26 protein-coding genes and 1 pseudogene are annotated in these 26,958 nt (G+C 62.0%); 12 read left to right on the top strand and 15 right to left on the bottom strand.

Translation table 11 applies throughout. From position 1 onward, the window contains the following. Window positions 1-26: 26 nt before the first annotated feature. Genes hemL through C4J90_RS23125 form a run of 3 tightly spaced genes read right to left on the bottom strand, consistent with a single transcriptional unit; the run spans window position 27 to window position 2,798 of the window. Window positions 27-1,310 carry a glutamate-1-semialdehyde 2,1-aminomutase gene (hemL, locus tag C4J90_RS23135; RefSeq protein ID WP_124364539.1) on the bottom strand — a complete coding sequence of 428 codons (1,284 nt, stop codon included), beginning with the start codon at window positions 1,308-1,310 and terminating at the stop codon, window positions 27-29. A gap of 11 nt (window positions 1,311-1,321) precedes the next feature. Next, on the bottom strand, window positions 1,322-1,951 hold the full coding sequence (gene thiE, locus C4J90_RS23130; protein WP_124415673.1) for a thiamine phosphate synthase: 630 nt from the start codon (window positions 1,949-1,951) through the stop codon (window positions 1,322-1,324). 49 nt (window positions 1,952-2,000) lie between these two features. Further along, window positions 2,001-2,798 (bottom strand): hydroxymethylpyrimidine/phosphomethylpyrimidine kinase, encoded by a 798-nt coding sequence (locus C4J90_RS23125; RefSeq protein ID WP_124420908.1) that lies wholly within the window; start codon window positions 2,796-2,798, stop codon window positions 2,001-2,003. Between the two features lie 277 nt (window positions 2,799-3,075). On the opposite strand from C4J90_RS23125, the gene C4J90_RS23120 reads away from it, so the two are divergent. The 4 genes from C4J90_RS23120 (at window position 3,076) to C4J90_RS23105 (ending at window position 9,561) form a co-directional block, all read left to right on the top strand. Further along, window positions 3,076-5,475, top strand: coding sequence for a 7TM diverse intracellular signaling domain-containing protein (locus C4J90_RS23120; protein WP_124420907.1), 2,400 nt, complete (start codon window positions 3,076-3,078; stop codon window positions 5,473-5,475). 68 nt (window positions 5,476-5,543) lie between these two features. Continuing rightward, window positions 5,544-7,196 (top strand): acyl-CoA dehydrogenase family protein, encoded by a 1,653-nt coding sequence (locus C4J90_RS23115; protein ID WP_124420906.1) that lies wholly within the window; start codon window positions 5,544-5,546, stop codon window positions 7,194-7,196. A 185-nt stretch (window positions 7,197-7,381) separates the two neighbouring features. After that, window positions 7,382-8,854, top strand: coding sequence for an AMP nucleosidase (gene amn, locus C4J90_RS23110; RefSeq protein WP_164488027.1), 1,473 nt, complete (start codon window positions 7,382-7,384; stop codon window positions 8,852-8,854). Window positions 8,855-8,925: 71 nt separating this feature from the next. After that, a complete protein-coding gene (locus C4J90_RS23105) occupies window positions 8,926-9,561 on the top strand; it encodes a pseudouridine synthase (protein WP_124405369.1) in 636 nt (211 codons plus the stop codon). Here C4J90_RS23105 and C4J90_RS23100 read toward each other — a convergent pair. After that, complete coding sequence (locus C4J90_RS23100; protein WP_025999909.1) at window positions 9,556-9,765, bottom strand: DUF2788 domain-containing protein; 210 nt, start codon at window positions 9,763-9,765, stop codon at window positions 9,556-9,558. The genes C4J90_RS23105 and C4J90_RS23100 overlap by 6 nt on opposite strands. 196 nt (window positions 9,766-9,961) lie before the next feature. Next, window positions 9,962-10,441, bottom strand: coding sequence for an Lrp/AsnC family transcriptional regulator (locus C4J90_RS23095; RefSeq protein WP_003194418.1), 480 nt, complete (start codon window positions 10,439-10,441; stop codon window positions 9,962-9,964). A 418-nt stretch (window positions 10,442-10,859) separates the two neighbouring features. On the opposite strand from C4J90_RS23095, the gene C4J90_RS23090 reads away from it, so the two are divergent. Then, complete coding sequence (locus tag C4J90_RS23090; protein WP_124420904.1) at window positions 10,860-11,873, top strand: DUF6515 family protein; 1,014 nt, start codon at window positions 10,860-10,862, stop codon at window positions 11,871-11,873. Here the strand turns inward: C4J90_RS23090 and C4J90_RS23085 are convergent. Continuing rightward, window positions 11,870-12,763 carry a cation diffusion facilitator family transporter gene (locus tag C4J90_RS23085; RefSeq protein ID WP_124364531.1) on the bottom strand — a complete coding sequence of 298 codons (894 nt, stop codon included), beginning with the start codon at window positions 12,761-12,763 and terminating at the stop codon, window positions 11,870-11,872. The genes C4J90_RS23090 and C4J90_RS23085 overlap by 4 nt on opposite strands. 10 nt (window positions 12,764-12,773) lie before the next feature. Further along, window positions 12,774-13,193: a polyribonucleotide nucleotidyltransferase gene (locus C4J90_RS23080; RefSeq protein ID WP_124368458.1), complete on the bottom strand. Its 420-nt coding sequence runs from the start codon at window positions 13,191-13,193 to the stop codon at window positions 12,774-12,776. A gap of 247 nt (window positions 13,194-13,440) precedes the next feature. Between C4J90_RS23080 and hrpB the strand changes: the two genes are divergently transcribed. Further along, window positions 13,441-15,951: an ATP-dependent helicase HrpB gene (hrpB, locus tag C4J90_RS23070; RefSeq protein ID WP_124420903.1), complete on the top strand. Its 2,511-nt coding sequence runs from the start codon at window positions 13,441-13,443 to the stop codon at window positions 15,949-15,951. Between the two features lie 83 nt (window positions 15,952-16,034). Here hrpB and C4J90_RS27255 read toward each other — a convergent pair whose 3' ends face one another. From C4J90_RS27255 to C4J90_RS23060, 3 genes are all read right to left on the bottom strand, one after another. Further along, complete coding sequence (locus C4J90_RS27255) at window positions 16,035-16,322, bottom strand: hypothetical protein (protein WP_256658890.1); 288 nt, start codon at window positions 16,320-16,322, stop codon at window positions 16,035-16,037. Beyond that, window positions 16,322-16,603, bottom strand: coding sequence for a hypothetical protein (locus tag C4J90_RS27250; RefSeq protein ID WP_256658889.1), 282 nt, complete (start codon window positions 16,601-16,603; stop codon window positions 16,322-16,324). Before C4J90_RS27250 ends, C4J90_RS27255 begins: the two co-directional genes overlap by 1 nt. Before the next feature lie 167 nt (window positions 16,604-16,770). Continuing rightward, window positions 16,771-17,673: a GntR family transcriptional regulator gene (locus C4J90_RS23060; RefSeq protein WP_124364527.1), complete on the bottom strand. Its 903-nt coding sequence runs from the start codon at window positions 17,671-17,673 to the stop codon at window positions 16,771-16,773. Between the two features lie 189 nt (window positions 17,674-17,862). On the opposite strand from C4J90_RS23060, the gene C4J90_RS23055 reads away from it, so the two are divergent. Continuing rightward, entirely contained in the window at window positions 17,863-18,615 is a 753-nt protein-coding gene (locus C4J90_RS23055) for a hydroxypyruvate isomerase family protein (RefSeq protein ID WP_124415665.1), read from the top strand. An 18-nt stretch (window positions 18,616-18,633) separates the two neighbouring features. On the opposite strand, the gene C4J90_RS23050 is transcribed toward C4J90_RS23055, so the two are convergent. Beyond that, entirely contained in the window at window positions 18,634-19,722 is a 1,089-nt protein-coding gene (locus C4J90_RS23050) for an endonuclease/exonuclease/phosphatase family protein (RefSeq protein WP_124420902.1), read from the bottom strand. Window positions 19,723-19,763: 41 nt separating this feature from the next. Continuing rightward, window positions 19,764-20,423 (bottom strand): YciC family protein, encoded by a 660-nt coding sequence (locus C4J90_RS23045; RefSeq protein WP_124364524.1) that lies wholly within the window; start codon window positions 20,421-20,423, stop codon window positions 19,764-19,766. Window positions 20,424-20,603: 180 nt separating this feature from the next. Between C4J90_RS23045 and C4J90_RS23040 the strand changes: the two genes are divergently transcribed. The 3 genes from C4J90_RS23040 to C4J90_RS23030 all read left to right on the top strand — a co-directional run bounded on the left by C4J90_RS23040 (window position 20,604) and on the right by C4J90_RS23030 (window position 22,584). Then, window positions 20,604-21,335 (top strand): DUF2076 domain-containing protein, encoded by a 732-nt coding sequence (locus C4J90_RS23040; protein ID WP_124420901.1) that lies wholly within the window; start codon window positions 20,604-20,606, stop codon window positions 21,333-21,335. A 118-nt stretch (window positions 21,336-21,453) separates the two neighbouring features. Further along, window positions 21,454-21,930, top strand: coding sequence for an NYN domain-containing protein (locus tag C4J90_RS23035; RefSeq protein ID WP_124364522.1), 477 nt, complete (start codon window positions 21,454-21,456; stop codon window positions 21,928-21,930). A 42-nt stretch (window positions 21,931-21,972) separates the two neighbouring features. Further along, window positions 21,973-22,584, top strand: coding sequence for a PolC-type DNA polymerase III (locus tag C4J90_RS23030; RefSeq protein ID WP_124364521.1), 612 nt, complete (start codon window positions 21,973-21,975; stop codon window positions 22,582-22,584). Window positions 22,585-22,725: 141 nt separating this feature from the next. On the opposite strand, the gene C4J90_RS23025 is transcribed toward C4J90_RS23030, so the two are convergent. The 3 genes and pseudogenes from C4J90_RS23025 to C4J90_RS23015 form a co-directional block, all read right to left on the bottom strand. After that, a complete protein-coding gene (locus C4J90_RS23025; RefSeq protein ID WP_124420900.1) occupies window positions 22,726-23,034 on the bottom strand; it encodes a DUF6124 family protein in 309 nt (102 codons plus the stop codon). A gap of 528 nt (window positions 23,035-23,562) precedes the next feature. After that, complete coding sequence (locus tag C4J90_RS23020; protein ID WP_124420899.1) at window positions 23,563-24,270, bottom strand: cyclase family protein; 708 nt, start codon at window positions 24,268-24,270, stop codon at window positions 23,563-23,565. Then, window positions 24,260-24,441 (bottom strand): annotated as a pseudogene (locus C4J90_RS23015) (Lrp/AsnC family transcriptional regulator); the annotation flags it as partial. The gene C4J90_RS23020 and the pseudogene C4J90_RS23015, both read right to left, overlap by 11 nt. A 140-nt stretch (window positions 24,442-24,581) precedes the next feature. Between C4J90_RS23015 and yedA the strand changes: the two are divergent. Both yedA and C4J90_RS23005 read left to right on the top strand, forming a co-directional pair. Further along, a complete protein-coding gene (yedA, locus tag C4J90_RS23010) occupies window positions 24,582-25,478 on the top strand; it encodes a drug/metabolite exporter YedA (RefSeq protein ID WP_124420898.1) in 897 nt (298 codons plus the stop codon). Between the two features lie 48 nt (window positions 25,479-25,526). Next, window positions 25,527-26,870, top strand: coding sequence for a DEAD/DEAH box helicase (locus C4J90_RS23005; RefSeq protein WP_124420897.1), 1,344 nt, complete (start codon window positions 25,527-25,529; stop codon window positions 26,868-26,870). Window positions 26,871-26,958 lie beyond the last annotated feature (88 nt).

Here is a 26,958-nt window from a genome sequence, read left to right as displayed (position 1 = left end):
CGGGCAACGTCAGAGGATGCCGTCACTTATTTCAGGGCCGCAAAGGCGCGCTCGGCAGCGTCCAGGGTCAGCTTCAGCTCGGCGTCGCCGTGGGCGATCGAGGTGAAGCCGGCTTCAAACGCACTGGGCGCCAGGTACACACCGCCTTCGAGCATCAGGTGGAAGAAGCGCTTGAACAAGTCCGCGTCGCTGCCCATCACGTCATCGAAGGTGACGATGTCGTCGGCGCCGCTGAAGTACAGGCCAAACATGCCGCCGGCCTGGGTGGTGACAAACGGGATGCCGGCAGCGTCGGCCCGCACTTGCAGGCCGTCCAGCAGGCGGGTGGTGTAGTCGGTCAGCTCGGCGTGGAAGCCTGGGCGGCTGATCAGGCGAAGGGTGGTCAGGCCGGCGGCCATCGCCAGCGGATTACCGGACAGCGTGCCGGCCTGGTAGACCGGGCCCAGTGGGGCGATGTGCTGCATGATCTCGCGCTTGCCGCCGAAGCAGCCCACTGGCATGCCGCCACCGATGATCTTGCCGAAGGTACTCAGGTCTGGCGTTACGCCGTAATGCGCCTGGGCGCCACCGAGGGCGACACGGAAGCCGGTCATCACTTCGTCAAAAATCAGCACCACGCCGTGTTTGTCGCACTGCTCGCGCAGGCCTTCGAGGAAGCCTGGGGCCGGTGGTACGCAGTTCATGTTGCCGGCGACCGGCTCGACGATGATGCACGCCACGTCCTGGCCGACTTCACCGAGCATCTGCTCGACCGCGGCGATGTCGTTGAACGGTAGGGTCAGGGTGTGTTTGGCGAACGCCGCCGGTACGCCGGCCGAACTCGGTACGCCCTGGGTCAGCGCGCCGGAACCGGCTTTTACCAGCAGGCTGTCGGAATGGCCGTGGTAGCAACCTTCGAATTTGATGATGCTGTCGCGACCGGTGAAACCACGGGCCAGACGGATTGCGCTCATGGTGGCCTCGGTGCCGGAGCTGACCATGCGCACCATTTCCATCGACGGCACGATCGAGCAGACCAGGTCGGCCATCTCGGTTTCCATCGCGGTTGGGGCACCGTAGGACAAACCATGCTGCAACTGCTGGCGTACGGCGTCCAGCACGTCCGGGTGGCTGTGACCGAGGATCATCGGGCCCCAAGAGCCGACGTAGTCGACGTAGCGCTTGTCATCTTCGTCGGTGACATAGGCGCCTTCGGCATGCTTGAAGAACAACGGCGTGCCGCCCACGCTCTTGAACGCACGCACGGGGGAGTTCACACCGCCGGGGATGTGTTTCTGGGCATTGGCAAACAGGGTTTCGGAACGGGACATGATCGGGCTCTCTACACTGAAGATTTAAGAATATCGTTGAACGCACGGGCGCGGCGCGTGACTTCCTGGGTGCTGTCGGCGCCGAACAGGCCGTGCACCACGGCGAGCAAGTCGGCGCCGTGGGCCACCAGCGGCTCGGCGTTTTCCAGGGTGACGCCGCCGATCACGCAGATCGGCAGGTGCAGGCGTTGGCGCGCCTCGGCCAGCATTTCAAGGCTGGCGGCCGGTGCGCCGGGCTTGGTGGTGGAATTGAAGAAGCGGCCAAAGGCGACATAACTGGCGCCCTCCCGGGCGGCCTGTTCGGCCAGCTCGATCTGGCTGTGGCACGTTGCGCCGATGATCGCCTTGGAGCCGAGCAGCGCTCGCGCCGGGGTCAGCGGGCCATCGGTCTGGCCCAGGTGCACGCCCACGCCCAGGCGCGCGGCCAGTTCGGCGTCATCGTTGATGATCAGGTGGGTCTTGTAGCGCGAGCACAGTTCCCGCAGTTTCTCGGCTTCACGCAGGCGGCGCGCTTCGTCGCTGCTTTTGTCGCGGTACTGCAGCAATGTCACGCCGCCGTCCAACGCCGCTTCGACGTAGGCGAGGAATTTGCCGGCCAACAGTTGGCTGTCGGTAATGGCGTAAAGGCCACGTAGTTTCATCGGGCAAGCCCCTTGCTGTGACGAGCGGTAAGTGATGATGAAAGGTGAACTACGAGCAGAAATCCAGTGGTAAACGACGCGGTACGAACTGGCCCTGGCCGAGTCGTTCGGCATCGCGCAGGGTGCGCCAGGTGTAGTTGAGCGCCGACTGTACGGCGCTGGCCAGGCCTTCGCCCTGGGCGAGCCGCCCCGTCAGCGCACTGGCCAGCGTGCACCCCGAGCCGTGATAACTGCCGGGTAAACGCTGGCACGTGTAGGTATGGCGGCTGCCATCGCGGCTGTACAGGCGATTGTGCACTTCGTGCTCGTCGCCGTGGCCGCCGGTGATCAGCAGATGCTTGATGTAGGGCAACAGCTTCTCGGCGCATTCGTCGGCGCTGCCGTCAGGCAATTCGGCCAGGATGCGGGCTTCGGGCAGGTTGGGCGTGGCGATCAGCGCCAGGGGCAGCAGCCGCTCGCGCATCGCATAACCGACTTCATCCTTGCCCAGGCTGCCACCGCCACCGGCGCGCAGTACCGGGTCGCACACCACCGGCAGGTGCGGGTGCGCCTGCAGTAATTCGACCACGGTGTCGACCATCGCAGTGGAACCGAGCATGCCCAGCTTGACCGCGGCGACTTCGGAATCGATGAGCACCGCGTTGGCCTGGGCCAGCACCCACTCGCGGTCGAGCACGCGAAAGTCACTGACATTGACGGTGTTTTGCACGGTCAGCGCGGTGACGGCCGCAGCGGCGTGGCAGCCCTGGGCAAGCAGGGCTTCGATATCGGCCTGCAAGCCGGCGCCACCACTGGGATCATGGCCGGAGAGACAGAGAACAACGGGGCGAGAGCTGTAGATATTCATGGTGCGCGAGCTTACCACCAAACGCTTTTTGCGTGGCCGTCCGGCGATGAGGGAATGTTGCCCTGGGGTGACGCTTTCGGGGTGGCTGAACATCCTCTGCAAATACGCTGAAAGCCTCGTCCCAGGGCCATCTGAAAAATAGTTACCATGGTGTCCAATGGCCTTTACCGGCTATGCTAAAGTGGATCCAAACAACTTACTGTATTGCCGGTGTACGTCTTCTCAAAAGGAACGGGGGAGCTTTTTGCCATAACCGGACAGGCCACGCTGGGGCTCTATGCGCTATTTGCTGATTTTATTATTGTGCGGGCTGCCGCTGCTGGCCGGCGCCGCCGAGTTCAATCAGAGCACCCGAAGCCTGCCACTGGGCCGGGTCATGCAAGTGCTCGAAGACCCGACCGGCACCCTCACCATCGCCGACGTCAGTTCCCCTGCCTACGCCGCTCAATTCAAACCCCATGACACACCCACCCTCAATGCCGGTTATTCGCACTCGGTGTTCTGGTTAAAGGTCAACCTGCATTACACCGCCGTTGACCCCCGCTCCCCGCGGACATGGTTTGTGGAGCTGGCTTACCCGCCACTCAATCGCCTCGAGCTTTACCAGAACGACGGCACCGGCAGCTATCGGCTCACCACTCGCACCGGCAGCGCGTTACCGTTTTCCAGCCGTGAAGTGCGCCAGGCCAACTACCTGTTCAAGCTCAATTTCCTGCCCGGCCAGCAGCAGACGATCTACCTGCGCCTGCAGAGCCAAGGCTCGATCCAGGCGCCGTTGACCCTCTGGGCAGGCACGGCCTATATGGAAGAACAGCCGCTGCGCCTGTATGTGCTGGGCGCTATCTACGGCGTGTTGCTGGGTATGCTGGTCTACAACCTGTTCATTTATTTGAGCGTGCGCGACACCAGCTACCTGTATTACATCCTCTACATTGCCTCGTTCGGCCTGTACCAGTTGTCGGTCAATGGCGTGGCCGTGGAGTACTTCTGGCCGAACAACCCGTGGTGGGCGAACGCGGCGGTGCCGTTTCTGATCGGCTCGGCGGCCTTGTTCGGTAGCCTGTTCGCGCGCAGCTTCCTGCACACCGCGCAACACAGCCGCTGGCTCGACCGTATCTTGCTGGCGCTGGCGGCCTGTGGCGGGGTGGTCATGGCGCTGGCGCTGTTGACCAGTTACGCGGTGGCCCTGCGCCTGGCCACCGGCCTGGCCCTGGTGTTTACCGTGACCATCTTCATTGCTGCAATCAAGGCCTGGTATTGCGGCCAGCGCATGGCGCGCTATTTCATCATTGCCTGGTCGGCGTTTTTACTCGGCGGGGTAGTCAACACGCTGATGGTGCTGGGCTACTTGCCCAACGTATTCCTCACGATGTATGCCAGCCAGATCGGCTCGGCCATTGAAGTTGCGCTGCTGTCCCTGGCCCTGGCCGACCGCATCAACGGCATGCGCGAGCAGCAGGCGCAGATCCTGTTCGACGCCAGCCAGAAACTCGAAGTGCTCAACCAGCAATTGGCCCGCAGCAATCGGCTCAAGGATGAATTCCTTGCCACTTTGACCCATGAATTACGCACGCCGATGAACGGCGTGATCGGCTCCCTTGAACTGATGCAAACCGTGTCCCTGGACGATGACCTGGCGCAGTACCAGCAAACCGCCGCCGGTTCGGCGCGGGACATGATGCGCATGGTCAACGGCATTCTCACCCTGACCGAGTTGCAGGCCGGCCGCCTGGCTGCCCGCCCGCAGGTGTTCGGCCTGCGCGGCGTGCTGGAAACCGTGCGGCAACAGTTCGCGGCCAGCGCCCAGGCCAAGGGCCTGGCGTTTTCCATTGACGTCGCCGATGCCGTGCCGGACCGCGTGATGGGCGACGCCGACAAACTGATCCAGTGCCTGGATTGCCTGCTGGACAACGCATTCAAATTCACCCACGACGGCGCGGTGCGCTTACGCGTGGTGGGCGTCCCCCAGGCGGATGGCGGATTGCGCCTGAGCTTTATCGTGACCGATACCGGTATCGGCTTCGCCTTTCTCGACGAGGCCACGCTGTACCAGCGCTTCTTCCAGCTCGATGGCTCGATGACCCGCGAATACGGCGGCCTGGGCATTGGCCTGGCAATTTGCCGGCAGTTGATCGAGCTGATGGGCGGTCGCCTCACCCATCATTCGGAGCCGCGCAAGGGCAGTCGCTTCCAGCTGGAAATGGACGTCAAGCCGGTGCCGCCCGAGCCCAAGCCCGCCGCACAGTTGCGGCCCGCACAACGCGCGCCGCAGGATTGCACGGTGTTATTGGTGGATGACAACAGCGTGGCGCAACTGGCGGTGCGCGGCATGCTGCTCAAGCTGGGTTACCGGGTCAAGGCCGTGGATGGCGGCCCGTCGGCATTGGCGGCGTTGCAGGAGCACAGGTTCGACGCGGTGGTGCTGGATGTGCCTGAGGGCGGCTTCTCATTGTGCTGTCAGATCCGTGCCTTGCCGGGCGGCGGTGAGTTACCGGTGATCGGCCTGAGCAGCGCGCTCAATGTCGCGGACCGTGAGCGCTGCCATGGCATCGGCATGAGCGATCACTTGGCCAAGCCAGTACGTTTCGAGGCTTTGCAGGCGACGCTGGAGCGGCTCGTGCTGTGTCCACCAGAGGGCGAAAGCGCCGAACATTCGGCGCGTATGCCACTTTTTTAAGGCCTGGGTCGGTGCTTAACTGAAATCAAGGCCTCGATGTCACGTGGCCTTTTTCCAAGAGGCCCGTCATGAACCTGCACCGGTTTGCCGAAACCCACGACGTCACCAACCAGCCACCGTCTTTGGACGGTACCAACCTGTACCGCATCGACCTGCCCCTGCAAGAGTGGGCGCGTCGCTTTGGCGCTGGCTGGGCCGAGTCGCGCATCGATGCCTATGGTGCCCTGGCCGGCGGGCCGTTGATGGAAGCCGGCTTCCTGGCCAATCAGAACAAGCCGGTGTTCAGCAGCCATGACCGTTATGGTCATCGGATTGACCTGGTGGAGTTTCACCCCGCCTACCACGAACTGATGCGCACCGCCGTCGAACATGGGCTGCCGTCGCTGCCGTGGACCGATCCGCAATCCGGCGCCCACGTGGCCCGCGCCGCCATGACCTACTTGCACACCCAGGCCGAAGCCGGCAGCGGCTGCCCGCTGACCATGACCTTCGCCTGCGTCCCGGCCCTGCAGTTGCAGCCAGACCTGGCTGAGCTGTGGCTGCCGAAGATCCTCTCGACCCAATACGACCCGCGCAACCTCGGCATTGCCCACAAAGGCGGTGCCACAATCGGCATGGCCATGACCGAAAAACAGGGCGGCACCGACGTGCGCGCCAACACCACCCGCGCCTACGCGGTGGGCGCGGGTGGGCCGGGGCAGGCCTACGAACTGGTCGGCCACAAATGGTTCTGCTCCGCGCCCATGTGCGACGCCTTCCTCACCCTGGCTCAGACTGACAAGGGCCTGACCTGTTTCCTGCTGCCCCGGCATCGCCCGGATGACACGCGCAACGAGTTCTACATTCAGCGATTGAAGAACAAACTCGGCAACTGCTCCAACGCTTCCAGCGAAGTGGAGTTCCGTGGCGCCCTGGCCTGGATGATCGGTGAAGAGGGGCGCGGCGTGCCGACCATCATTGAGATGGTCGCCATGACCCGCTTCGATTGCATGGTCGGTTCCAGCGCGCTGATGCGCCAGGCCTTGACCCAGGCAAGCCACCACTGCGCCCATCGTTCGGTCGGCGGCCGCGTATTGAGCGAACAACCGTTGATGCAGAACGTGCTCGCCGACCTGGCCCTGGAAAGCGAAGCGGCCTTGGCCTTGAGCCTGCGCATGGGGCGGGCACTGGATCACCTGGGGAATGAACAGGAAGCCAAATTCGCCCGGCTGGTGACGGCGGTGGGCAAGTATTGGATCTGCAAACGCGCGCCGGCCATGATCAATGAAGCCGCCGAATGCATGGGCGGCGCCGGGTATGTCGAGGACAGCATCCTGCCGCGTCTGTACCGTGAGGCGCCGGTGAATTCGACGTGGGAAGGTTCCGGCAACGTGCAATGCCTGGATGTGCTGCGGTCATTGTCCAAGGAACCGGGTGTGCTGGAGGCGTTGTTTGTCGAACTGGGCGATGGGCATGGCGACCCCCGGCTGGCGCGGCATATCGAGGGGTTGAAGTCAGCGTTCATGGACACCCAGGATATCCAATACCGCGCACGTCAACTTACCGAGGATATTGCCCTGGCGCTGCAGGCCAAGCTGTTGCTGGAGGCCGGGAATGCGGCGGTCAGCGATGGGTTTGTGGCCAGTCGGTTGGGTGAGTCGTCGGGGCGGGTCTACGGCGCCTTGCCGCGCGGGGTGGATGTGCAGGCCCTTGTCGCCCGTTCAACCCCGCTATCTCCTTGAATAAACGCGGTCAAGTGTGGGAGGGGGCTTGCTCCCGATAGCGGTATGTCAGCCAAGAATCCAGTGACTGTCACACCGCTATCGGGAGCAAGCCCCCTCCCACATTTTAAAGGGCATTCCAACTCTGGTGTTTCAGTGAGGCAGGGATACAGGCAAGATAAAGGCCTGCAAGTCCAGAACACAGGATGCTTACCGTGACCGAAGCTTTTGTTGTCGTTCAAACCGCTGAAGAGGCCGTGGATCGGCTGGCGGCCCTGCATGAGCGTGCGACTGGCGCGCTCAATCAAGCCCTCAAGCAGTACCTCAAGGACCGCGTCGAACCCGACGCCGCACAACGTGCGCTGTTTCGCTATCCGGAACTGCGCCTGACTTACCGCTGCCACGGCGAAGTCCCACAGACCACCCGGGCGTATGCCAAGGTGCAGTTGCCAGGTACCTACAGCGTAACCGTCACCCATCCGGCGGCCTTCCGTAAGTACCTGCTGGAGCAACTGGTGCCGCTGATGCACGACTTCACCGTGACGGTGGAAGTGGGCGTCAGCCAGCAGAACATTCCGTACCCGTACGTGGTGGAGCAGGGCGATGAGCTGGCCGGTTCCGGCGTGACCGCCGCGACCCTGGCCCGCGTGTTTCCCAGCACCGACTTGTCGGCCGCCACCGATGGCATCGCCGACGGCCTCTATGACTGGGAAAACACCGACCCGCTGCCCCTGGCCCTGTTCGACGCGGCCCGTGTGGACTTTTCGCTGCGCCGCCTGGTGCACTACACCGGCAGCGACTGGCGCCATGTGCAGCCGTGGATTCTGCTGACCAACTACCATCGCTACGTTGACCAGTTCATCGTGCATGGCCTGGAGCAACTGCGCAGCGACCCGCGTTTTATCCGCATGGTGCTGCCGGGCAACGTGGTGATCGACAAGAGCATGGACCACGGCGAAGCGTCGGCGATTGCCGCAGGCGTGGTCTGGCACCGCTATCAGATGCCGGCCTATCACCTGCAGGCCACTGACGGCCACGGCGTGACCCTGGTGAATATCGGCGTGGGCCCGTCCAACGCCAAGAACATCACCGACCACCTGGCGGTGCTGCGCCCGCATTGCTGGCTGATGATCGGGCACTGCGGCGGCCTGCGCCAATCCCAGACCATCGGCGACTACGTACTGGCCCACGCCTATATGCGTCGCGACGGGATTCTCGACCGCGTGGTACCGCCGAACATCCCGATTCCGGCCCTGGCCGAGGTGCAGCTGGCGCTTCAGCAAGCGGCGGCGAACGTCACCGGCGAAAAAGGCGAAGAGCTGAAAAAACGCCTGCGCACCGGCACCGTGTTGACCTATGACGACCGCAACTGGGAGCTGCGCTGGGCCCAGGAGCGGCCGCTGATCAACCTGTCTCGCGCCGTGGCGGTGGACATGGAAAGCGGCACCATCGCCGCCCAGGGTTACCGGCTGCGCGTGCCGTACGGCACGTTGTTGTGTGTGTCGGACAAACCGCTGCACAGTGAGATCAAATTGCCGGGTTCGGCCAACGCCTTCTATGAGCGGGCCGTCAGCCAGCACTTGAAGATCGGCATCGAAGCCGTCGATCTGCTGCGTACCGAACTCAACGCGCTGCACTCGCGCAAACTGCGCAGCTTCGACGAGCCGCCGTTCCGCTAAGCGGTGGGGATGGTCATTTAGCGGTCAGGCCACTAGCATTGTCGGTCCTGACCGTTAGATGTTCCTTCGCCATGTCCCGTCCTACCCGTCCCGATTCGCGCCGCCCTGGCGTGAAACCCCCGCATGCGGGCCCGCGCCGTGTCGCCAAGGCACCGCCGGCCGAGCCGAAGCTGATCCTGTTCAACAAGCCGTTCGATGTGCTGACCCAGTTCAGTGACGAAGGCGGGCGCGCGACCCTCAAGGACTTTATCGACATTCCCGGTATCTACCCGGCAGGCCGCCTGGACCGTGACAGCGAAGGCCTGTTGCTGCTGACCAACGACGGCCAGCTACAAGCGCGCATTGCCGACCCCCGGCACAAGCTGGCGAAAACCTACTGGGTGCAGGTCGAAGGCGAACCCACCGAAGCACAGCTGCAATGTCTGCGCGACGGCGTGGAGCTTAACGACGGTATGACCCTGCCCGCCGAGGCCCGGCGGTTGGAGGAGCCTGATTTATGGCCACGCAACCCGCCCGTGCGCTTTCGCAAAAGCGTGCCCACCCACTGGCTGGAACTGGTGATTCGTGAAGGGCGTAACCGCCAGGTACGGCGCATGACCGCCGCGGTGGGCTTGCCAACGTTGCGCCTGGTGCGCGTACGGATTGGCGACTGGTCTATCGAAGGCCTCGATCAGGGCCAGTGGAAGGCAGTACCGCCGCGTTTATAAGGCACCGGACTCGATCAGGCCGATCACTACGCTCTTAATGATGAACGCGGCCACGCCCAGGCCCAGCACGAAAAACAGAATGAACGAGCCAAAGCGCCCGGCCTTGGATTTTTTCGCCAAGTCCCAGACGATAAAGCCCATGAAGATAATCAGGATCGTGACCAGGCCGGTCATCATCCATTCTTCGAACAGGGCGGGGTCGATGTTGTTCATGGGGCTTCCTACTAAGGCAGGCGGGAAGTATACGGCAGCGTCACAGGCACAACATTGACCTGGATCGAAGTGCAATCCAAATGTGGGAGGGGGCTTGCCCCCGATAGCTGAGTGTCAGTCGGTACATTATCAACTGATCCACCGCCATCGGGGGCAAGCCCCCTCCCACATTTGAACTTCAGTGTTCTCAGGTGCGCAGGTGTGTCAGGGGCAGTTCGGTGCTATTCAAGACTTGGTTGAGCACAAAGCTTGAGCGCACGCTGGTCACGCCTTCAATCCGGGTCAGATGCCCCAGCAGCAGTTTCTGGTAGTGATCCATATCCGGCACCACAACTTTCAACTGATAGTCGGCGTCCATCCCGGTCACCAGGCTGCATTCCAGTACCTGGGGCAATGTGCGGATGGCCGCTTCGAAATTTTCGAAACGTTCCGGGGTATGCCGGTCCATGCCGATCAACACGTAGGCGGTCAGGCTCAGGCCGAGCATCTTGCGGTCGAGCAATGCGACCTGACGGGCAATGTAGCCGTCGTCTTCCAATTGCTTGACCCGGCGCGAGCAGGGCGAAGGCGACAGGCCGATGCGCTCGGCCAACTCCTGGTTGGAGATCCGTGCGTCACGCTGCAATTCCGCCAAAATACTCAGGTCGTATCGATCAAGCTTGCTCATTGGGTTGGCCTTTGTCGTAACTATTGCGGTGAATTATCCATGAAGGGTTAAAAATTGCGCAAGCACTGTTTATTGACGCAATCTTCGCAATCATCCGTCGGGCCCGGGCCTGTATCTTTATCAACAGAATCACCGCCTGGACAACAGTCCATTCACAGCGGGCCCAATCAGGCCCGCTGCGGCCGCCACCCGAGCAGGGTTGAGCCGGCCTCCAGGCTGCACACTGTCCACAAGACGGCGTGAGGTGAGCCAACGTCAAAAGCGTTGAGCCAGGACGAAATTCTCAAGGGGTGGCCGACGGGTCACCCCTTTTCTTTTGCGTTCAAGAAAATAGTTCTTGTGACTGATAACCTGTCTCAGAACCGGGCGAGGCTTTTCCAGTCTCATGATCGAGCCCTAACCCGCAGTGAGGAAAAGCATGAAGCGCATCTGGCGTATGGCAGGTGTTGGTTTGCTGGTGGTCAGCGTCGGCGCCCAGGCGGTGGCCGACGAACGCGATAACTCTCCGGGCCAGGGGCAGCGCCCACAGGGCGGCGGCGGTCAGCATGAGCGCGGGCCGGAAGGCGGGCGTCCGGAGAACAACCAGCCACGCCCGCAGAACCCGCATATTGATCGCGGCGGCCAGAATGGCGGCGGTCAATGGCAGGGGCGCCCGCAGGCGAATGAACAGGGGCGGCCGCAACCGCAGCCACAGCCGTCGAACAACCTGCCGATCCAGGGGCGGCCCGATACCGTGCGCCAGACCCAGGAACCGCGCCAGGGCTACTACCGTGATATCCCACGGCGGAACGACGACAACCGGCATTGGGAAGCGGGCGGTCCAGGTTCGCGGCCTGGTGACCATGGCCGTCCCGGCGACAACCGCTGGCCGGGGCGTCCCGATGGGCACGGCAACGGTTGGGGGGCGGGCCCGCAATATCGTCCAGGCTATATCGTCGACCGGTTCCCCGATCGCAATTACCGCGTGCCCTACCGTGGCCAAGACTATTTCTATTCCGGCGGCTACTGGTATCGCCCGCAAGGCCCGCGCTATGTGGTGGTGAGGCCACCGTATGGCATCCGGGTGCAGTATTTGCCGGACTACGCGCGTGAAGTTTGGGTGGGCGGTTCGCTATTGTTCCTGGCGGCTGGCGCCTACTACGCCTACGAACAGAACACCCAGCAATACGTGGTGGTGGAACCGCCGGCGCAGGTGCCGGCGCCTCAGCCTGCGCCGCAAGGCAATGGCTATAACGTAGTGGCCTACCCGGCCAACGGGCAATCCCCGGCTCAGGTGCAGCAGGACGGTTACGATTGTTATCGCTGGGCCGCGCAGCAAAGCGGCTTTGACCCGCAGACCGCCACCTACGCCCCGGACCCGGCGGTGGTGCAAACCTACCGCCAGGCCCAGGGCAACTGCCTGAGCAGTCGCGGCTATCAGGTCCAGTATTAAGCGCTGGCGCCGGTGACCACTTCCTGCGGGTCGGCGTGCACCAGCACCTCGGCCTTCGGGTAGGCCTGATGAATGGCATCGGCGGCTTGGTCGCTGATGCCGTGGGCCACCGACAGCGTCAATTCACCTGGCAACTCCAGGTGCAACTGCACGAACCAGTGGTTGCCGGAAACCCGCGTGCGCAAGTCATGGGCGCCCAGCACGCCCGGTACGCTGCGGGCCAGGTCGAGCATATGCTGGCTGATATCCGCCGGCAGTTCTTCGTCCATCAATACGGCAAAGCTTTCCCGGGCGATCTGGATGGCGCTCCACAATATGTAGGCGGCGATGCCCAGGCCGAACCAGGCGTCCACCTGATGGAAGCCAAAGCCCGCGAGCACCAGCGCCACCAGGATGCTGCCGTTGAGCATCAGGTCGGAGCGGTAATGCAGCGAATCGGCGCGCACCGCGTTGGAGCCGGTTTCGCGGATCACCCGGTGTTGCAGCATCAACAACGCCACGGTCAGCGCCAGTGAAAACACGATTACGCCGATGCTCAGCCAGGGCGCGCCTACGGGCTCCGGGTGTTGCAAGCGTTGGTAGGCCTGGAAGGCGATCAACGCTGCGCTGCCGCCGATAAACAGCGCCTGGGCCATGCCCGACAGCGACTCCGCCTTGCCGTGACCGTAACGGTGATCGTCATCGGCGGGGCGCAGGGCATAGTGCACCGCCAGCAGATTGAGCAGCGAGGTCACGCCGTCGAGCAGCGAGTCGGTCAACCCGGCGAGCATGGCCACCGAGCCACTGAACCACCAGGCGATGGCCTTGGTGATGATCAACGCACTGGCCACGCCCACCGAGGCGCGGGTAGCCAGGCGCAGGAGCCTGGCGTGTTCGGGACTGCTGGTCATGGCGCTGTCCTTATGCCGCAGGCTGCAGGCCCAGGGACGCCAGTTGTTGCACGCTGCCCTTGAATTGGATCAGGCGTGGATCGTCCAGCGGCAGGGTGTGCCCGGTTTCCTTCTGGATGATGCCTTGCAGCTTGGCGTTGTCGACCGTGCCGTCGGCGCCGATGGCTTCGTGCAGTTTTTCCGGCGCGACCTGGGCGGTCTTGCCCGGTTCGAAGTAGATCGCCCCCGTGGCGAAGTCGACGCCGAACGCGATCAGGCCGGGGATCACATAGAACAGCAAGCCGACCGCATCGAGCACGGCAATCGCCGGGTCGATCTTGCCGTCGATCTGGCCACGGCGATCCGGGTAGAAAATCGAACCGCAGGCGGTGAGTTGGCTCAGCAGGGTGACGGCCAAGACGCCGCCAATGACACGGGAAGCGATACGCATGAAAAAGTCTCCTGAACACAATTGATAAATGACTATATCGCACTGCCTGATCGTTCCCACGCTCTGCGTGGGAATGCATGCCGTGACGCTTTGCGTCAACTTGCGCAGGTATTGGAACGCGGAGCGTTCCGGGCGGTATTCCCACGCAGAGCGTGGGAACGATCTCAGTATGGGAACGATGTTATTCAGACCCGCGCAAGCATCCGGCAGTTCGCCGTTATACTCGCCGCTCTGCTTTGGAGCCAGTATGAATTCGTTGCCGATTGATGATGTTTTACCCGCCCTGCGTGACGCCTTGGCGATTCGCCATGAAGCCGTGCTGGAAGCGCCCCCCGGCGCCGGTAAAACCACCCGCGTGCCCCTGGCCTTGTTGAATGAGCCGTGGCTCGCCGGGCAAACCATCCTGATGCTCGAACCCCGGCGCCTCGCCGCGCGGGCCGCTGCCGAGCGCCTGGCCAGCGAGTTGGGCGAGAAGGTCGGTGAAACGGTCGGCTACCGCATTCGCCTCGACAGCAAGGTCGGCCCCACTACTCGCATAGAAGTGGTCACCGAAGGCATCCTCACCCGGCGCCTGCAGGACGACCCGGCGCTGGACGGCGTGGGCCTGCTGATCTTTGACGAGTTCCACGAGCGCAGCCTCGACGCCGACCTGGCGCTGGCCCTGAGCCTCAACGGCCGCGAGTTGTTTCGCGACGACCAACCGCTGAAAATCCTGCTGATGTCCGCCACCCTTGAAGGCGAGCGCCTGGCCGAGCTGCTGGATAATGCGCCGATCCTGCGCAGCGAAGGGCGCATGTTCCCGGTGCAGATGCGCTGGGGGCGGCCGTATCAGGCGGGGGAATTTATCGAGCCGCGGGTGGTGCAGACAATCCTCGAAGCCCTGCATGACGAGACCGGCAGCGTGCTGGTGTTTCTGCCGGGGCAGGCGGAGATTCGCCGGGTGCATCAACAACTGGCCGACGCCTTAGGGGATCACCCCACCGTTTTGCTGTGCCCGCTGCACGGCGAGCTCGACCTCAATGCCCAACGCGCCGCCATCGACCCCGCGCCCGCCGGTCAACGCAAAGTGGTACTGGCCACCAACATCGCCGAGACCAGCCTGACCATCAACGGCGTGCGCGTGGTGATCGACGCCGGGCTGGCGCGGGTGCCGCGCTTTGACCCCGGCAGCGGCATGACGCGCCTCGACACCCAGCGCATCTCCCGCGCCAGCGCCACCCAGCGTGCCGGCCGGGCAGGGCGGTTGGAACCGGGGGTGTGTTATCGCCTGTGGTCCGAGGACCAGCATGAAGGGCTGGCCGCCTATGGCAGCGCGGAAATTCTCGCCGCCGACCTCGCCGGCCTGGCCTTGCAACTGGCGCGTTGGGGCGTCACGCCCGCGCAGTTGGTGTGGCTGGATCGGCCACCGACCGCCGCCTACGCCCAGGCCCAGGATTTACTCGTGCGCCTCGGCGCCTTGAATGACGACACACTCACCGCCCATGGCCAGAAGATGGCCGAGTTGCCGGCCCATCCGCGTATCGCCCACTTGCTGCTGCGCGGACAGGACCTGGGCCTCGCCGCGATGGCCTGTGATGTCGCGGCGTTGTTGGGTGAGCGCGATATCCTGCGCGGCGCCGGTGCCGACTTGCACAGCCGCCTGGCGCTGTTGTCCGGCGAAGAGCGCGCCCGTGGTACCCAGGGTGGTGTGCAACGGGCCAAGCAGTTGGCCCGCCAATATCGCGGCTATTTAAGAGGCAAGGCCACCCAGCCGGTGGCCGATCCCGATCATCCGCGTTGGCTTGGCGCCTTGCTGGCGTTGGCTTACCCGGACCGCGTCGCCCAACAGCGTCGCCCCGGTGGCGCCGAATACCGTTTGGCCAATGGGCGCGCCGCACTGTTTGCCGAAGCTGACAGTTTGATGAAACACGCCTGGCTGGTGATCGCCGACCTGGGCAGTCGCCAGGGCCAGCGTGAAGAGCGCATCTACCTGGCGGCGGCCTTCGACCCGGCGCTGTTCGACACGGTGCTGGCCGAGCAAGTGCGCAACGTCGACCAGCTCGACTGGGACGAGCGCGAAGGCGTGTTGCGCGCCGAACGCCAGCGCAAGGTCGGTGAGCTGGTCCTCAGTCGTGAAGCGCTCACCGGCCTCGACGAGGCCACACGCAGCCAGGCCCTGGTTGATCTGGTCCGGCGCAAGGGCCTGGAGCTGTTGCCCTGGACACCGGAGCTGCGCCAATGGCAGGCACGCGTCCTGCTGCTGCGCCAGCTCGATGCCGGCAAAACCAGCGAATGGCCCGACGTCAGCGACAGCGCTTTGCTCGCGGGCCTGGAACACTGGCTGATGCCCTACCTGGGAAAAGTCTCGCGCTTGAGCCATTTCGCCAACCTGGATATTTCCAGCTACCTGCACAACCTGCTGCCCTGGCCACTGCCCCAGCGCCTCGACGAACTGGCGCCGCAGCATGTGAAAGTGCCGTCTGGCTCATCAGTACGCCTGGACTACAGCGAACACCCGCCGATCCTGGCGGTGCGCCTGCAGGAGCTGTTCGGGCTGGCGGATACGCCACGGATTGCCGGCGGGCGCCAGGTGGTGAAGTTGCACCTGTTGTCGCCCGCGCGGCGGCCGGTGCAAGTGACGCAGGACCTGGCGAACTTCTGGCGCAGTACCTACGCGGAGGTAAAGAAGGATTTGAAGGGGCGCTACCCCAAGCACTACTGGCCGGATGATCCGCTGGTGGCCGAAGCGACGGCGCGGATCAAACCTAGAAAGCCTTGAGTGTAAGTAACTCCCCAGTCTTTTTGATGACTGGGGTGTTTACCTGAAAGCGTGGAATCACAGCAGAGGGTGTCTTGAAGGACTTAAAGCTCTTCAGACGCGCTATCAAATTCCTTGCGCGCGTTTAGCAACGACTTGCTCGATAGGGCGTGGATGCCGCAGGTGTACTCGATAAAAGAACGCTCGGCGGTTTCAGACTGGGCAATATTGTAGTTCTCAAAGGGCTGCATGGCCCTGCGCACTGGGGACTGATCCAGGATATTTTTGAATGTGGTGCTTGCGTCATCAGCGATCCACAGCCTTCTTGTTTTTCTCTGCTGGTTGCCATCGATGAATTTATGCCGGGCATGCAGGACCCGCAGGTTATCCATTACCAGAATGTCCCATCGGTATGCGGGAAAAAATCGCTCGACAGTTCGCCGTGATAATCATCCTTGAAACGTTGCCAGTCCTTGTTGATTGGCTCTCCACCGCCCACCACACCATGTTTATCGGACTTGGTATGAAACTGAATCAGCCCGAACTTGCCGGCGGTCTCCCTAAAGGCTTCCAGAGAGTGGTCTTGAGGCTTGATGACGTAATATCCATGCTCTTTCAGAAACGTACCATCCCTGTGCGATTCGATACGGATCCGTGTCCGAGCGGCGCGCATGATTGCCTATTGTTGTAATGAAATACAATATAAGGTGAAAAAATTAACTGTTTCGTGATTTTTTTGTATTTTGTTTTGAGAGGAAGCAATTGTGTTAGGCTGCTTGGCCCGTTATTGGACGGGGTGATGGCGAAGCAACGGCACTGATGGGCAGTCAGTGAAGTGCTCTAGATTTGGCTATCTTCTGGCATGACGCGCTGATCAGTCTTGAGTCGGCCGACTTGATCCAGGTGGCGCCAGAGAAACTGTGCGGCTTCTTCACGCCGATCAGACTCGATGAGGTCGAGCAAATGGATGTGTTCCTGGCATTGCGCCTTCAGACGTGTGCGATCGATGTTGGCCTTGTAGCCCATAAAGCGCCTGAGCTGATTCTGGTGGCGTATGGCGTCGATGAAAAACACATTGCCGGAACATTGCACGATCATTTCGTGAAACTGGGCGCCCACCTGGAACAATTGCGCGCGAGACAACGTCTGGATCTCACCGTCGATCAGGGCTTGTTGCTGTTGCCTGGCCTGGGCAAACGCGGCGTGATTGATCTGGTAACCGGGCTCAAGCAGCGCCGCCGGTTCGATGGCCATTCGGAAACGGTAGCTTTGAATGTGCGCCTGCGTGTTATGCACGAAGTCCTTGAGGCCCCACCCTTGGCCCGGCTTACGCTCCACCATGGCTTCGCTGGCCAGCCTGTTCAGCACCTTGAGCAACTGCCCCCGGGGCACCTCGTAACGCCGCAACAACTGCGCTTCGAAAAAGTGCGCAGGTATTTCCCCGCTCAGGATGTCGTCTACCACACGCAGGTAAAAGTCCTCGAAAGGATCGCTGGCGCAAGGGACTGCGGCTTCCTGAATCTGCCCGGCACCTTGTTTGAGGAAGTAGCCACGATTGGGCTCCTGAATGGCAATGTCCCATTGGGCGAGCAAAGCAAAAACCCGCCGGATCGGCGAGCGCGACACCCCGAGCGCTTGCGCAAATATCTGCTCGCGCAAGGGCTCACCGGCTTTCATCGAACGGGCGCGAACCATGTCGATGACGCGTGGGGCCAACTGCAGGGCGAGGTCTTTCTTGATCACAGGTTTTATTCCGAATGGTTAGCTTCAGTCCGTTCCCGTCGGGGCAGATGCCCCCACCGCACTGGAGTGGGAAAATACCATACGAAGAGCATGAGTATTTGCACTGACCACTTTCGATAGCTTGGCGCTGGAGCCGCGAAGGAGGCTCCAGGCTGATGATTTGTTTATTCCCAGGATGGATATTTACCCATGCTCAAATTCAATGCTCACCTCGGTTTTCAATTTAACGAATTGCCTTTTCTGCAACGCATCGAAGCCGCTGCCGCTGCCGGTTTCAGGGCGGTGGAGTTCCCATCGCCCTATGAATTCGACGCGAGCCTGCTCGCCGACCACCTGGCCCAATACAACCTGCCGTTGATTCAGTTCGCAGCACCGGCTGGTGTTACCAAAGGCATCGCTGCCTTGCAGGGCAAGGAGCAGGAATTTCGCGATGGGCTGCGCGAGGCGGCCCGCTATGCGAAGGCGCTGAACTGCCCGGATGTGCACATCATGTCTGGCGTGACCACGGCCCAGGATGAGAGCGCGCCTGCCTATGCAAGGAACTTGGAATACGCGGTCAAGTACCTCGAAGATCAGGGTTTGCGAACGCTGATTGAAGTGATCAGCCCGCAGGCGATGCCAGGCTATTACATGTCCGACTTCAGCAAGGCCCAACAGGTGCTGGAAACCTTTACGAGTGTCGGACTGATTCTGGATCTTTACCATGCTCAGCTGTTGACCGGCGACGCAGCCGGGGTGCTGGCGCAGTTTTACGACAGGACCGTCCATGTACAAATCGCCGACAACCCGGGGCGTCATGAGCCGGGCACCGGGAACATGGACTTTGCCGCCTTGTTCGCGGCGCTGGAGCAGCGTGGCTACCCAGGGTGGATCGGCTGTGAATACCGCCCATCCGGCACCACTGTTGCCAGCCTTGAGTGGCTTAAGCCGCTGCATGTCTAGGTGTTGAAAAGCTGGGGGTTATTGCGCGGCAGGCAGCAGGAACCGGCCAATCACCGGCAAATGATTGGAAATACGCAACGTGTCTCCCTGCCTTACCTTGGCCGCCACCCGCTTGATCCGCGCGCTGTAGAACAGGTAATCCAGCGTACGGTCCGGCCCTTCGACGCTTGGGTCGTTGGGGAAGTGCGTCAGCCATTTCTCTCGGTCGATCCCGCTGGATTCACTGTTGCTCGGGATCATCGGGTATTTGTCCCACAGCAGATGCAGCTCACTGTCCGGCGAATATTGGCCGCGTTTTTGCGCATCCAGGCGCAGGAACTGGCCCAGCGGCAGCGCATTGAAATCCCCGCCAATCACCCAGGGCGTGCCACGACCTTCCAGTTTATCCAACAACTTCACGGTGGCCTGCACTTGCTCCCGCACGGCGCTGCGTCCAGGCATGCCGCCGTCCAGGCGCGTATTGAGCACCGCCAGTTGGCCACCGTCGCTCAGCGGCAGGTAAGTCAACAACAGGGCAGGCTTGGGCTGGAATTGGCGGCTGATGAAATTGGCCTGCGGGGTCGGCAATTGCAGGCGCTCGGCGTGTTCGATCTGGTAGCGGCTCAGGGTCGCCAATTTGCGGCCGACGCTGCCGAAGATACGCAAGTTGGGCACAAAGTCAGCTTTCCAGTCGAAGGCTTGGGCGCTGCAGGGGTAAAGGTCGACCAGGCGCTCCTGCAACAGGGCCAGCTGATCCTGATAATGGGAGGGCTTGGCGCCTTCGTCGATTTCCTGCAACAGCAGGATGTCGGGCTGTTCGTCGCGGATCACCCGCGCCACTTCGTCAAGGCTGAAAGCCATGTCTTCAACCGTGGGGCGCTCGTCCGGGCCGCTGCCGTCGGCGGTGTCGTACCAGAACACGTAGTTCTTGCCGGCCAGGTATTGCACATTCCAGGTCATCACTTTGAGTGCCTGCCCCGGCAGCAGGGTCGGCGCACGCGGCGCGACGCAGCTGACGGGCAGGGTTTCCTTGGCGACGGGGCGCCAGGTCAGGCTGTAGACCAGGGCCGTCAGCAAGCCCGCAATCAACAGCAGGCTCAACAGGGTGATGCGCAATAAACGGGTCATCGGCTCGGCTTATGTGCGTTTCAGGATGGGCACGGAGCATATCACCGCACGTCGGCGTCGCCACCGATCAACATGAATAAACGGAACAGCACCACACTGGTGAACAGCTGCAGGAAACTGTGGGCGCTGTCCATCAACAGCCCCAGCAATGGCGCGGGTTCGGGATAGGCCGCCACGCTCGCGCCCTTGAGCAGCCACAGCGGGGTCATCACGCACAAGAGGCACACCAGGATTCGCCAGAAGTGCCCACGGGTCAGGCGCAGGCTCTCCTTCATCGCTTCAAGCGCCGACATGCCGCGCAAAACCAGCAGGTACTCGGCAAACGCCAGCACCACCATCAGCCACAGGCCCGGCAGGAAATACAGCGACAGCCCGAGCAGAATCAGCAGCGTGCTCATGGCGGTCAGCAGGGCGAAGCGCGGCCACATCGCCAATGCCATGGCCCACACGTCCTTGGTGCGTGGCGACTCGCCACGGGTGCGCGCGTCGAGAAACAGGATCAGCGCGCCGGTGTACAACGGGTACACGAGCAATCCCACCACCACGCTGTAACCGCTGAAGGCATCCGGGCCCAGCGTGTGGTCGAGCACTTGTTGCAGCAGGGCTTCGAGGATTACCAGCGGCAGGCACAGCTGGACGATGGCGCCCAGGTTGCGTTGGGTGAAGCGGAAGGAGTCGCGCAGCACGTCTAACGGATTCATCAGAGTCATCACAGGCCGAAAAAGCAGGGGCACACTTTAACCGATAGCGGGCCTGGGCAAGCAAACGTAAACCTTGCGTAAAGACCATTGAAACAATTGGTAACAGCCCCATAACTAGGGCGTACCTTGCCTGACGCCAGGCGGGACCCTGATTTTTACCGGCAATCTAACGAGGTCGCCATGAACAGCGAAGAACAAACCCTGATCGACGGACTGTTTTCACGGTTGCAGCAAGCCGAAACGGACTCAGCCCCCCGCGACGCCCAGGCCGAAGCGCGGATCAAGGAACACATGACTCGCCAACCGGCCGCCGGCTACTACATGACCCAGTCGCTGCTGGTGCAGGAACACGCGCTGCAGAGCCTCGATGCGCAAAACAAGCAGCAGGCCCAGCAGATCCAGCAATTGCAGGAAGAGCTGCAGCGCGCCAAGTCCGCGCCAGCGGCTCCGGCGAGCGGTGGCGGGTTTCTCTCGAGCATCTTTGGCGGCGGCGGTTCGCGCGATGCGCAGCCTGCGCCGAGCAACGCGGGCGGCGGTTGGCGTGAACCGGCGCGACCAGCCTTCAACCAGCCGGCACCGCAACAGAATTATCAACAGCCGCAACCAGCGGCCGCCGCCGCGCCTGCGGGCAGCGGGTTCCTGGGTGGCGCGATGAAAACCGCCGCCGGCGTGGCCGGTGGTGTGTTGCTCGCCGAAGGCATCAGCAGCCTGTTCCACCACAACCAGCAGCCGCAGGTGGTGGAAGAAATCATCGAGCAACCGGCGCCTGCCAGTGATCAAGGTGGCTGGGGCAACGATGATCAGAAAATCGCAGGCAATGACAGCTGGGGCAGCAACAACGCGGACAGCTTCGCCGACAGCGATTATTCCGACGATTCCTCCTCCTTTGGCGATGACGATTCCTTCGTCTGACACGCCCGGCCGGGGCGCTACGGCGCTCCGGTCTGATTTTTTCCCGGAAAGCTTCCCTTGGCTGGCATACTGGCACCCTTTCCGGGCGCTGGCGCCTGGCGGTCATTGAGGAAGTGCGGTGAAGAAAATTGCAGTGTTCGCCGATGTGCAAAACCTCTATTACACCGTTCGCCAGGCCTATGGCTGCCATTTCAACTACGCCGCGCTGTGGGCGGATATCAGTGCCCATGGGCAGATCGTGGAGGCGTACGCCTACGCCATCGACCGTGGCGACAGCAAACAGCAGCAGTTCCAGCAGATCCTGCGCAACCTCGGTTTTACCGTGAAGCTCAAGCCTTACATCCAGCGCAGTGACGGCTCGGCCAAGGGCGACTGGGACGTCGGCATCACCATCGACATCATGGACGCCGCCGCGAACGTCGACGAAGTGGTGCTGGCCTCCGGCGATGGCGATTTCGACATGCTGCTCGACCGCATCATCCACAAGCATGGCGTGCAGGCCGTGGCCTACGGCGTGCCGGGGCTGACGGCCAACTCACTGATACGCGCCGCCAGCCGCTACGTGCCGATCGAAGGCGCGTTGCTGCTTAAATAAGCGCAGTGGCTCACTCAATTGTCAGACGGAGTTGGAACAGGTTTGGAACGTATAGCGGTCATCGACTTTGAAACCACCGGCATCACCCCGAGCAGCCACTGCCGGGCCACGGAAATTGGCGTGGTCATCCTTGAGCGCGGGCAAATCGTCGACCGCTACCAGAGCCTGATGAATGCCGGCGTACGCGTGCCGGGCTTTATCGAACAACTCACCGGCATCAGCAATGCCATGCTGCGCAGCGCGCCGCCGGCCGAGCGGGTGATGAACGAGGTCAACGAGTTCGTCGGCACCACGCCATTGATGGCGCACAACGCCGCGTTCGACCAGAAGTTCTGGGACTTTGAGCTGAGCCTGATCCGCCGCACCCGCCTGCAGAAATTCGCCTGTTCTTTATTGCTGGCGCGTCGGTTGATGCCTTCGGCGCCAAACCACAAGCTCGGCACCCTCAACACCTACGCCCAACTGCCCCACACCGGCAAGGCTCACCGGGCGCTGGCGGATGCGGAAATGGCCGCCAACCTCACCGCGCACCTGGCCCAGGAACTGCGCCAGACCCATGGCCTGCGTGAGCTGTCACATGATTTGCTGTGCACCTTGCAGAAAGTGCCGGCGGCGAAGATCAATGAGCATTTGAAGAAGCATCGCGGGTTCTGAGCCTGGGCGCGGTTTCAAGAACACTGAAGCTCCAAATGTGGGAGGGGGCTTGCCCCCGATAGCGGTGGGTCAGCCAGCTTATGTGTAGCTGACCCACTGCCATCGGGGGCAAGCCCCCTCCCACATTTGGTGATGCGTCGCCTATCGAGCCTGCGTGCACTCCAACGCCTGATCCACCACGCCCTTCGCCATCTCCACCAAATGCATCACCGCCCGCTGCGGCGCCTTCATCACGTCTCCTGAGGTGTGCGCCGTCTCCACCGCGCAATGCAACAAATCCGCCGCGTGCGCCAGGGCGTCTTCAAAGCTCAGGTTGTCATTGAGGATAAAAGTGGGCGCATCCGGGGCGGACGCTTTGAGGTAGTAGTCGATGGCGCGACGGTGGAGCAGGGCGTCTTCGCTGAGGAAGTCGGCTTTGGACCTGGGTGGATCGGGGGTGACTTTGACCATGGTGAAACTCCTTGCTGGAAGAAGTCGACACCGTTCGCTTGCACGCGAATAGGGTGGCAACTGTGCGTAGGTGTGCAAGACCGGGGCAAGGATCCAAACCCAGCAGGCCCGAAGGCCTCCCACGCACAGCCGCCATAACAGGCATATCGGCTGTAGGTTTATTTATGATCTTGCTTGCCATTGGACTTGCACGTCCGGTCACCGAACATTCGATGACAGGGCGAGACTAGCTACCGAATCCGACGGAAACAAGGCCGTGGGATTCTCTCGGAAACGTCCCGCAAATGAAAGGGATCGGTCTTGCTGGCCATAGAAACGTCGGCTTTTTTCTGGGGGCTTTATCTGCTTTCTGAATGGTCAGTAGGCATAGTCCGCCTGTCTCGTCAGACTTTTCTGGATTGCCCATTCTCCCGTCTATAGCCAAGCGCAGCCACTGACGCCATCGGAAGCAACCCCCTCCCACGGTCGTCGGCGTTGCCCGGCCTACACGCGGTCACCTGTGGGCGGTCGGTGTAGGCAGCGATGATGTCAGGGAATAAAGGCCATCACCGAGGCCGGTGACCCCGAGCCATCTTCAAGCGCCAATACCCCGATAACCAGAGTTGCCCCAGTGGCCGGAAGTCGGTCGAGCTGGGTCAGGCACTCCAACACAATCCCGTTTTCGGCCAGTACCGCGTGATTGATTGCAAAGGTGCTGCTTTGCCCATAATCCACGCCATGGGTATCAATGCCCACGCCGGCAATCTGGCGCTGCTCCAGCAAAAAGCCAATGGCTGCCTCGCCAATCCCAGGAAAGTGCGAGCCTTGCGCGTCGTGGCCGAAAAAGGCGGTCGGATCGTTCCAGAGGTGTTGCCACCCGGTGTACACCAGCACCACCGAACCCGTATCGATAGGGCCGTGTTGGTGTTCCCAAGCGTGGATATCCTGCGGGCTGACTTGGTAATCCGGATCGGCCATGGCTTTACTGCGCACATCGATCACCACCGCTGGCCGCACCAGCGCTTCTGCCGAGTAACCCTCAATCCCCATTCCATCGGTATAAAAGCTCTTCGGCGCATTCATATGAGTGGCGCTGTGTTCGCCCATGCTGAAGCGGCGCAGGTAATAGCCGTCCCGCTCCAATGAAGCAACGTCCGCGAACGCCACTGGCGGGTCGCCAGGCCACAGCGGGATGCGCGGGTTGATTGGATGGCTGAGACTAATGACCTGCTGAAATTGCAGCTGTTTAACCGCCATGTTTGCCATTCCCTTCCAATTGCCTCAGCGGCACACGCCGCTCTATGGCGCTGGACAAAATAATCGAAGTCTTGCTGAACCCGAACTTCGCCACCCGATTAATCAGGTCTTCAACTGCGGCATGGTGCCCACTGCTGCCTGCATGATCACGCACGGGTCGCCGGTTACGCGTGGCTTTCGAAAGCACGGTTTATAGCCTCCATAACCATGCTTTGAAAAGTGTATGGGCTCTTTAAACAGGTTTTGTAACTTATGTTTATCCACTTGCCTTTCTAGAATAAGCCTCCCATTTCCCGCCATAGAGCCGCCCAATGCCTGGCACACGTCGCTTTCCCTTACCGTTGATCGCCGCCTTTTTTGCGTTGTATGTGATCTGGGGTTCCACTTACCTGGTGATTCGCATCGGCGTGGAGTACTGGCCGCCGTTGTTACTGGCGGGGATTCGGTTTTGCACGGCGGGCGCGTTGATGTATGGCTACCTCAGGTGGCGTGGCGCACCCGCGCCGACGTGGGCGCAGTGGAAGGCTGCCGGGATGATCGGCATTTTGCTGCTCACCGTGGGCAATGGCGGCGTCAGCGTGGCCGAACATATGGGCGTGTCGTCCGGCGTGGCCGCGTTGGCGGTGGCGACGGTGCCGTTGTTTACCCTGTTGTTCGGTTTTTTCTGGGGCGCGCGCAATACGCGGCTGGAATGGGCCGGGGTGATTCTGGGGATTATCGGCATCGCCATGCTGAATATGGGCAGCACCCTGCAATCAAGCCCGATGGGCGCGGTGTTGCTGTTGATGGCGGCGGCTTCCTGGGCGTTCGGTTCGGTGTGGAGCCGTCAATTGCCACTGCCCCGGGGTGCGATGGCGAGTGCTGCGGAGATGCTGGTGGCTGGCGTGGCATTGTTGATCGTCAGCGGCGTGTCGGGTGAGCACTTGCAGGCGATGCCGCCATTGGAGGGTTGGCTGGCCCTGGCCTATCTGACGGTGTTTGGCTCGATCATCGCCTTCAATGCCTACATGTACCTGCTCAAGCATGTGCGTCCGGCGGCGGCGACCAGCTATGCGTATGTGAACCCCGCCGTGGCGGTGTTGCTGGGGATTGTGTTCGTCGGCGAGTCCATCGGCCTGGAAGAAGCCCTGGCGATGTTGGTGATCATCAGCGCCGTGCTGCTGATCAGCCTGCCGCAGTGGCGCAAGCCTAAGCCGGAAATAAGGTAAACTGCCGCGCATTACGCCCATGCGCTGAATTTTTCCTACGGTAAACACATGACTTTCGCCTCCCTTGGCCTGATCGAACCCTTGCTGCGCGCCCTTGAGACGCTTGGCTACCAGACCCCGACGCCGGTGCAGGCGCAAGCCATTCCGGCGGTGCTGGCCGGTCGTGACCTGATGGCCGCGGCCCAGACCGGCACCGGCAAGACCGCAGGCTTTGCCTTGCCGCTGCTGCAGCTGCTGACGATGGAAGGGCCGAAGGTCGCCGCCAATTCGGCGCGCGCGCTGATCCTGTGCCCCACCCGCGAACTGGCCGAGCAGGTTCATGCCAGCGTTGCCGAGTACGCCCAACACCTGCCATTGACCACTTACGCAGTGTATGGCGGCGTGAGCATCAACCCGCAGATGATGAAGCTGCGCAAGGGCGTGGACATTCTGGTTGCCACGCCCGGTCGCCTGATCGACCTGTTCCGCCAGAACGCGCTGAAACTCAATCAGCTGCAAACCCTGGTACTGGATGAAGCCGACCGCATGCTCGACCTGGGCTTCTCCGAAGAGCTTGCCAACATCTACCGCATGCTGCCGAAAAAGCGCCAGACCCTGCTGTTCTCCGCCACTTTCTCCGACGACATCCGCCTGCTGGCCGGGCAGATGCTCAATGACCCGCTGAGCATCGAAGTCAGCCCGCGCAACGTCGCCGCCAACACCGTGAAACAGTGGGTGGTGCCGGTGGATAAAAAGCGCAAGGCAGAGCTGTTCGTGCACCTGATGCGCAAGGGCCGCTGGAAGCAGGTGCTGGTGTTTGCCAAAACCCGCAACGGCGTGGATGCGCTGGTGGATAAGTTGCAGGGGCTGGGCATCAACGCCGACGGCATCCATGGCGACAAACCCCAGGCCACCCGCCAGCGTGCGCTGGACCGCTTCAAGGCCAGCGACGTGCAGATCCTGGTCGCCACCGACGTGGCGGCCCGTGGCCTGGACATCGAAGACTTGCCGCTGGTGGTCAATTTCGACCTGCCGATCGTCGCGGAAGACTACATCCACCGCATCGGCCGCACCGGTCGCGCGGGCAACACCGGCGAGGCGATTTCGCTGGTGTGTGCCGATGAAGTGAACATGCTCTCGGCGATCGAGATGCTGACCCGCCAGACCCTGACCCGCAACATGGAACCGGACTTCGAGCCGGAACACCGCGTGCCGGATACCGATGCCAGCGGGCAGGTGGTGAAGAAGCCGAAAAAGCCGAAGAAGCCGAAGAAGCCCAAAACGTCGGGTGGCGGTGGTAAGCGCAATTTGGGCAAGTGGGTGGAAAGCGGCGACGTGGCGCCGGCGGAGCCTTCGATCAAGCCGGTGCGCAAGGTGCCGGTTTTCAACACCGGGCCGCGTAAGAAGAAGTGATTTTGCGGTGTGGCTGATGGCCTCATCGGGAGCAAGCCCCCTCCCACACTTGACTGTATTCACAAATCAAAATGTGGGAGGGGGCTTG

Source organism: Pseudomonas sp. R2-60-08W (assembly GCF_003852335.1).
GTDB lineage: Bacteria > Pseudomonadota > Gammaproteobacteria > Pseudomonadales > Pseudomonadaceae > Aquipseudomonas.
Note: the sequence above shows the minus strand (reverse complement) of the source record. Positions and strands in the feature narration are given on the sequence as shown.

Coding starts and splice junctions, on each gene's coding strand:
- hemL (WP_124364539.1), bottom strand. CDS start 1,310: ATGTCCCGTTCCGAAACCCTGTTTGCCAATGCCCAGAAACACATCCCC.
- thiE (WP_124415673.1), bottom strand. CDS start 1,951: ATGAAACTACGTGGCCTTTACGCCATTACCGACAGCCAACTGTTGGCC.
- C4J90_RS23125 (WP_124420908.1), bottom strand. CDS start 2,798: ATGAATATCTACAGCTCTCGCCCCGTTGTTCTCTGTCTCTCCGGCCAT.
- C4J90_RS23120 (WP_124420907.1), top strand. CDS start 3,076: ATGCGCTATTTGCTGATTTTATTATTGTGCGGGCTGCCGCTGCTGGCC.
- C4J90_RS23115 (WP_124420906.1), top strand. CDS start 5,544: ATGAACCTGCACCGGTTTGCCGAAACCCACGACGTCACCAACCAGCCA.
- amn (WP_164488027.1), top strand. CDS start 7,382: ATGCTTACCGTGACCGAAGCTTTTGTTGTCGTTCAAACCGCTGAAGAG.
- C4J90_RS23105 (WP_124405369.1), top strand. CDS start 8,926: ATGTCCCGTCCTACCCGTCCCGATTCGCGCCGCCCTGGCGTGAAACCC.
- C4J90_RS23095 (WP_003194418.1), bottom strand. CDS start 10,441: ATGAGCAAGCTTGATCGATACGACCTGAGTATTTTGGCGGAATTGCAG.
- C4J90_RS23090 (WP_124420904.1), top strand. CDS start 10,860: ATGAAGCGCATCTGGCGTATGGCAGGTGTTGGTTTGCTGGTGGTCAGC.
- C4J90_RS23085 (WP_124364531.1), bottom strand. CDS start 12,763: ATGACCAGCAGTCCCGAACACGCCAGGCTCCTGCGCCTGGCTACCCGC.
- C4J90_RS23080 (WP_124368458.1), bottom strand. CDS start 13,193: ATGCGTATCGCTTCCCGTGTCATTGGCGGCGTCTTGGCCGTCACCCTG.
- hrpB (WP_124420903.1), top strand. CDS start 13,441: ATGAATTCGTTGCCGATTGATGATGTTTTACCCGCCCTGCGTGACGCC.
- C4J90_RS27255 (WP_256658890.1), bottom strand. CDS start 16,322: ATGGATAACCTGCGGGTCCTGCATGCCCGGCATAAATTCATCGATGGC.
- C4J90_RS27250 (WP_256658889.1), bottom strand. CDS start 16,603: ATGCGCGCCGCTCGGACACGGATCCGTATCGAATCGCACAGGGATGGT.
- C4J90_RS23055 (WP_124415665.1), top strand. CDS start 17,863: ATGCTCAAATTCAATGCTCACCTCGGTTTTCAATTTAACGAATTGCCT.
- C4J90_RS23050 (WP_124420902.1), bottom strand. CDS start 19,722: ATGACCCGTTTATTGCGCATCACCCTGTTGAGCCTGCTGTTGATTGCG.
- C4J90_RS23045 (WP_124364524.1), bottom strand. CDS start 20,423: ATGAATCCGTTAGACGTGCTGCGCGACTCCTTCCGCTTCACCCAACGC.
- C4J90_RS23040 (WP_124420901.1), top strand. CDS start 20,604: ATGAACAGCGAAGAACAAACCCTGATCGACGGACTGTTTTCACGGTTG.
- C4J90_RS23025 (WP_124420900.1), bottom strand. CDS start 23,034: ATGGTCAAAGTCACCCCCGATCCACCCAGGTCCAAAGCCGACTTCCTC.
- C4J90_RS23020 (WP_124420899.1), bottom strand. CDS start 24,270: ATGGCGGTTAAACAGCTGCAATTTCAGCAGGTCATTAGTCTCAGCCAT.
- yedA (WP_124420898.1), top strand. CDS start 24,582: ATGCCTGGCACACGTCGCTTTCCCTTACCGTTGATCGCCGCCTTTTTT.
- C4J90_RS23005 (WP_124420897.1), top strand. CDS start 25,527: ATGACTTTCGCCTCCCTTGGCCTGATCGAACCCTTGCTGCGCGCCCTT.